We start from the raw sequence: 6,118 nt of genomic DNA on the forward strand, positions 1-6,118 counted from the left end.
TTTATTTTATAACCTGTAGCAACAATAATCTTATAGAAACACAATTATTGTTGCTACAATTAATAATTTCAAATATTTCTTAAGGAGTTCACTCTTTATCAAAATTTCTCCATTTTTGATAAAGAGAAGGTTGAATATCTTTAACATGAGATAAAAATTCTTTTGATAAGTTTAATCCCTTCAAATCTTTTAGTAATTTAATAGGAGTAGGTCGCTTAGAACTAAAAGCTCTTTTAAGATCAATTATTTTTAAATTTCCCTGTTCAGTTATTAGAACATGCCGTAATTCCGTATCTTGTCTACGAAAACTTAATTTCTTTAATTCATTAAAGAGGCTTATCAATTGTACAACCAAAGCCTTTTCTATATATTGATTTTTTTTCAGATGTTTTGCCAAGGAAATTCCTTTTATATATTCCATGACTATGTAATTTGGTCCATAATCGTAGAGATGAGGAATAATAAAAGACGACTGCCCCACTTTTATTGCTTCTAACTCTTTTTTATATACCTCTTCCTTAAAAAATACTTTTACACATCGATTATCAGTCAATTGATAAATAACACCATCTTTGCCTTGTCCAACTACCTTATACCTTTTAAAATTCATAAGTTCATTTTCTTTTTCTCCTATTAATTTCTGAGAAGAGTGCCCAAATGCTTTATCATTCAACAAGTCTAATTTTTTAACGCTGTTAGACGGAACAAGCTGGACATTATTATTACTCAGCAGCTGATACTTTTTCTTATTGTGCCATTTAAAGAGAGTTTCTTTCGGAAGCCTATCCCACCTATCATGATCACTACGATAATGAAAATATGATTTGCCCATTCTGTTCCTCCTTCCCCATTTGTTATTCTATTCGTTTATAAATAAATTGCTTGTATACTTATCCATCTACATATAAGTTCGCGAAAAATTTTTGTTCAAATCCAAGACAAGCACCCTCTCCTGTTACCAACGGTTACATACTATAGTAATGAAAGAGGTGAATATTGATATGAAGTATAAAGAAGATTGGACTTTGGAAGAGAAAGATCATAAAAATCCTTGTAAAAAGTGTGAGAAACATAAAAAACATGATTCTTGTAAGGATACTTGTAAAGAAATGAGAGTTATAAATTTATGGAAATTAAACTCTAAGTATTAATTTTACCTAAAAAAGAAATAAGACCTGTTGGCATTTAGCAATAGGTCTTATTTCTTTTATGGCTCTACTTTTTCTTACTACTAAAATTACATAATGAAAGAAGCAACAAATATGCCTTCTATATTAATTAGTATAGCTCTAATTTTTAATTCTCCGCCAATGACGGTTTCTAATATCTGGATAATCTCATATATTGTTTATAGTACAAGTATAGAAGAAAAAGCTACAGGAGGCACAGATATGAGCAATTGTATATTAGTAATCGGGGCTCATCCTGATGATGAACTATTAGGAACCGCAGGAACCTTAAAAAAATTTGTAGATGAAGGGTATAAAGTAATTTCGGTAATTACTGCTTTGGGCAGAAAGGAAGAAGCTCATCATATTCAGAAATTTGGTCGACTTGCTAATAAAGAAATTGGTATTGAAGAAGTAGTATTTCTTGAGCATGTCAATTTGGAACTAGAAATGATTCCTCTTCACGAATTAACGAAAGAAATCGAGCAGCTTATCAAAAAATACAAACCGGTCAAGATTTTTACACATCACTATGGAGATCTAAATAGAGATCATCAGATCACTTTTCAGGCGGTATTAACTGCAACTAGACCACTCCCATATACTTCCCCCATAGAATTAATTACATTTGAAACCGTTTCGTCGAGTGAATGGGGTGCTTTCTCTTGTGAAAAGACATTTAAACCAAATTTTTTTGTAGATGTTACGGCCACCATGGAAAGTAAACTTAATGCCCTTAAACATTATGATCTCGAAATGAGATCGTTCCCTCATCCTCGTTCTTATGAAGGTGTTAAGTACTTAGGAAGGCTAAGAGGCATGAGCATTGGCGTACCTTATGCTGAAGCTTTTGAAATTATAAGGAGGGTTTGGAAATGAACCATGAAATTGCCTTTCCCTACCCCTATCTAATCGACACGTTAGACCAATATTATGGACTTAAGTCGCGCTCTTCTAGAAAAACCATTTCAAAAGAAAATTCGAAAAGAAGAAGCTCTTCAAGAAAAAATTCGAAAAAGAAATTTTCTATTTTAATTGCTACCTTTTGGAGCTTCCCTCACGTGGGTGGACTGTCGAATTATATCTCTACTTTAAGTAAAGGTTTAAAAAGTCAAGGACATAAAGTAGACATTATTTCTCCTAATCAATTTTCAATGTCAAAAGTAAAGCAATTCCGAGAAGTTGCTACCCCAAATTTAAAACATTTTTTTACCAAACGTTATGGAAGTTACAATGACAGAATTTTAAATCATCAAAGACTTATATATGTATATGAAAAAATGCTCGAAACAATAAATTTAGAAAAATATGATATTCTTCATGCACAAGATTTATTTACAGCAAATATCTTGGGAAGATTTAATGAATTCCATAATAAACCCTTATTTTACACGCCCCATGGAATGTTCACATCTAACAGACTCAAATTTAACATCATTAAAAAGTCGTCTGTAGAAGAAGCATATTTTACGGAGCTTGAAAGTAAAGCAATAGAATATGCAAGTCATATTATTGTTTTAAGCGATTCGTTTCGTGAACCATTAATAAAGCTAGGAGCAAAAAACAGAAACATCACTACAGTTATTACGGGAATTGATTATCCAGTGAACCAAAGGGAAGGAAAAGAAAAGGATTCACAAAAGCTAGTTATTACATGCGTAGCTAGGCTTGGTCCTCGAAAAGGACATAATTATCTGTTTGACGCACTGGCACGTCTAAAAAAATATACTTCCAATGTAGAGGTATTAATCGTCGGTGATGGACAAATGAGAGAGAAATTAGAAAAACAGAAAAAGGCTCTGGGTTTATCAATGGTAAACTTTTTAGGTTCTAGAGACGATGTACCTTCACTCTTAAATAAAACTGACATTTTTGTACTTCCAACAATCAATGATAGCTTACCCATTTCAATAATTGAAGCTATGCATAGTGGTACTGCTGTAATTTCCACAAATTGCGGAGGAATTCCTGAGCTGATAAAGCATAATAAAACAGGTATTATTGTCGAACCTGGGGACCCTAAACAGCTAGCACATGCATTAAAATTTCTCATTACAAATAAAGAAGTGCGAAATAAAATGAGCACAACTGCGAAAAACCATGCTAAAAACCACTTAACTGTAGACAGCATGGTAGGAAAAATAAAAAATTTATACACTGATTTTTGGGAGATGAATTAAAGTATGAACCATGAACACTCTGCAGTTATTCTTGATTTGAGCGCTAACGGGATTGGCATTATTAGAAGCTTAACAGCAAAAGGTATTAATGTTTACGCTTTTGACACAGAAAAACCATATAAAATAGGAAAATCACGCCTAGCTACTTGCAGTATATGCCCTAGTCCTGTAACTGAGGAAAAGAAACTATTAAACTTCCTAATTAACCTCTCTAAAAAAATTGGTTCAAAACCTGTCTTGTATACAGGAGCAGATGACTACGTACAATTCATTTCCAAAAACCGAGACGAATTGCTAAATTACTTCTTGTTTTTATTACCTGATGATAATTTAGTTGAGCAAGTGCTTGATAAAAACAAAACTTACGAGCTCGCCGTCAAGCATAATATTCCATGTCCAAAAACATATGTAATAGATAGTAAAGAGGAACTTGAAGAGGCTATCTTAAATGTTGAATTCCCATGTATTTTAAAACCTGTTCTCGGCCACGAGTTCAGAAAGAAAATCAACAAAAAAGCAATTGTATTTGATACTCCTGAGCAGTTAAGGAATGATTATTGTTTTTATAGAGAATGCGGACAATTAGTTATTCAAGAACTGATTCCTGGAGACAATCAATGCTTTTATAAAGTAGCTACTCTCTATAATGAAAATATGGAACTACTTGCATTATTCTCCTTACAAAAAAACCATCAGTTTCCTGCCGAATTTGGAACAGGTGCTCATATCGTCAGCAAAAGAGTTCCTGAACTTATCGATATATGTCTCCCATTTTTTGAAGAAATAAAGCTCAAAGGCATAGGCATGGCTGAATTCAAAAAGGATCCAAGAGATGGAATTTATAAATTCATTGAAATAAACCCTCGCTTTTGGCTTACCCATAGTCTCACAGGCCCCTCAGGTATTGACTTTGCCTACACCTATTATTTATACCTCACTAACCAAAACCCAGAGCCTAGATTGAATCAAATAGACGGTATTAAATGGATTTACCTTATAAGGTATTACCTTACTTTCCTTCAAAAGAAAAAAACTTCCGAAATGACATTCAAAGATTTTTATCTGGGGCTGCAAGGTCAAAAAGAGTTTGCTCTATTTGCATGGAATGATCCAATGCCATTTTTCAGAAGCGCATGGTCTCATTTAGTTAATACGTGGAAACGTAAGCGAAAGGAATGATTACTATGTATGATCTTAAGGCGCTCTATTATCAGATTAAAGATTTAAAAATAGCAGAAAAACTTTCTTATTCGATGGGTGAGAAAATTACAGTTATCCCTTCAGAAATTAAGTGTTTAAAATCAACAAAACGAAGTAGTATATATAAATTACTGCTTCAAAGAAAAAATGGTTATTATCCAATTATCTTTAAGGTCTACAATTCGACAGCCTACAAAAATGAAGTAGAGATTAATATTTACAAAAAATCTTACCCCATTTTAAAAGAGTTTTTGCCTCGCATTTATCTTGTAGAAACAGTCGAAAATGAAACCTGGGTCTTTATGGAATTTGTTAATCAAATACGTGGACAATTGACCTTCTCTCCGTCTCACTTTCAATATATTATTCCCAGTATAGCTAAACTTCATGGTCAAACTTTTGAAAATAGGTTTAAAAAGAATGAAAACGTTTGGAGAGATTGGCTACCTGTTTATGCTTCTACAAAAAAGAATAGGGCCAAATCTATGAATCAAACAGTTGACCTATTGCATGCAGCAATGAAAGATGATCGTATTGGCCATATTATAAAACCTTATTATTCATCATTAATTAAGCTATACAATAAAGGACCGGATTTCTTTCCTGAATTAACTAAAAATGGATTAGCTATTACGCATGGCGATCTACACATGCAAAATATATGTAGCAAAAATGTTACTGGACATACACCATGGCCTATTCAATTCATTGATTGGGAGTCAGCCAAATACGCTCCAGTATGGTTTGACATGGTTGTATTAGTGGAACTATTGTTAGGCTTCAGAAAAGACTGGCAACCAAATGCAGAGAAAATACGTACTCAGTGTGTGGGTCTATACGTGGCTGAAATGAAAAAACACGGAATTACCTTTAAAACAAACCCTATGATTCTTTATAAAATGGCCTATCTCCAGCGAACCTTGGAAAGAGGCCTTCACACTCAACTGAGAAGGATTGCTGATAACCGTGAAGGTGAACTTTTAAGTTACCATCTTGAAAAGATTTCAACATGGGGTAAAGAGTTAGGAATATATCAATAAATGCTTTTTTTATGCTGCTTTTAGACTATTAACTTAAAAATAGTCTAAAAGCCATTTTTACCTCAATGTACAAGCAATTTTTCTGTTTGAAAATAGAATATATAGAAACACCAATTTTAAACAAAGGTAGGGAATTCATTTGACTAAATTTTATTATGATCAAAATGATGAAAGTAAGCACTGCTTAAAAGCGATGTATGACCTTCGTAAGAACAAAGATGAAAAAGATAAATGCAAAGACAAGCACGAAAAAGATTATGGCAAAGATAAATGCAAAGACAAGCATGAAAAAGATCATGGCAAAGATAAATGCAAAGACAAGCACGAAAAAGATTATGGCAAAGATAAATGCAAAGACAAGCACGAAAAAGATCATGGCAAAGATAAATGCAAAGACAAGCACGAAAAAGATCATGGCAAAGATAAATGCAAAGACAAACATGAAAAAGATTATGGCAAAGATAAATGCAAAGACAAACATGAAAAAGATTATGGCAAAGATAAATGCAAAGACAAACATGAAAAAGAT

7 protein-coding genes are annotated in these 6,118 nt (G+C 32.9%); 6 read left to right on the forward strand and 1 reads right to left on the reverse strand.

Annotation, left to right across the window (positions count from 1 at the left end):
- Positions 1-88 precede the first annotated feature (88 nt).
- Complete coding sequence (locus ACRPLY_RS26035) at positions 89-832, reverse strand: hypothetical protein (protein ID WP_080974307.1); 744 nt, start codon at positions 830-832, stop codon at positions 89-91.
- A gap of 169 nt (positions 833-1,001) precedes the next feature.
- Here ACRPLY_RS26035 and ACRPLY_RS26040 point away from each other — a divergent pair, with 169 nt between their 5' ends.
- The 6 genes from ACRPLY_RS26040 to ACRPLY_RS26065 all read left to right on the forward strand — a co-directional run.
- Entirely contained in the window at positions 1,002-1,151 is a 150-nt protein-coding gene (locus tag ACRPLY_RS26040) for a hypothetical protein (protein WP_014462112.1), read from the forward strand.
- Positions 1,152-1,391: 240 nt separating this feature from the next.
- Positions 1,392-2,048: a PIG-L deacetylase family protein gene (locus ACRPLY_RS26045; RefSeq protein ID WP_033580846.1), complete on the forward strand. Its 657-nt coding sequence runs from the start codon at positions 1,392-1,394 to the stop codon at positions 2,046-2,048.
- Positions 2,045-3,349 (forward strand): glycosyltransferase family 4 protein, encoded by a 1,305-nt coding sequence (locus ACRPLY_RS26050; RefSeq protein ID WP_432232180.1) that lies wholly within the window; start codon positions 2,045-2,047, stop codon positions 3,347-3,349. The genes ACRPLY_RS26045 and ACRPLY_RS26050 overlap by 4 nt, the downstream gene beginning before the upstream one ends.
- A gap of 3 nt (positions 3,350-3,352) precedes the next feature.
- The gene (locus ACRPLY_RS26055; RefSeq protein WP_014462109.1) at positions 3,353-4,528 is read left to right on the forward strand and encodes a carbamoyl-phosphate synthase; all 1,176 of its coding nucleotides are present in this window, start codon (positions 3,353-3,355) and stop codon (positions 4,526-4,528) included.
- Positions 4,529-4,533: 5 nt separating this feature from the next.
- Entirely contained in the window at positions 4,534-5,589 is a 1,056-nt protein-coding gene (locus ACRPLY_RS26060) for a phosphotransferase (RefSeq protein WP_154992522.1), read from the forward strand.
- 139 nt (positions 5,590-5,728) lie between these two features.
- Positions 5,729-6,118 (forward strand): hypothetical protein (locus tag ACRPLY_RS26065; protein ID WP_432232181.1); only part of this gene is annotated, 390 nt, incomplete at its 3' end.

It is taken from the genome of Priestia sp. TGN 0903, assembly GCF_050846855.1.
Classification (GTDB): Bacteria; Bacillota; Bacilli; order Bacillales; family Bacillaceae_H; genus Priestia; species Priestia zanthoxyli.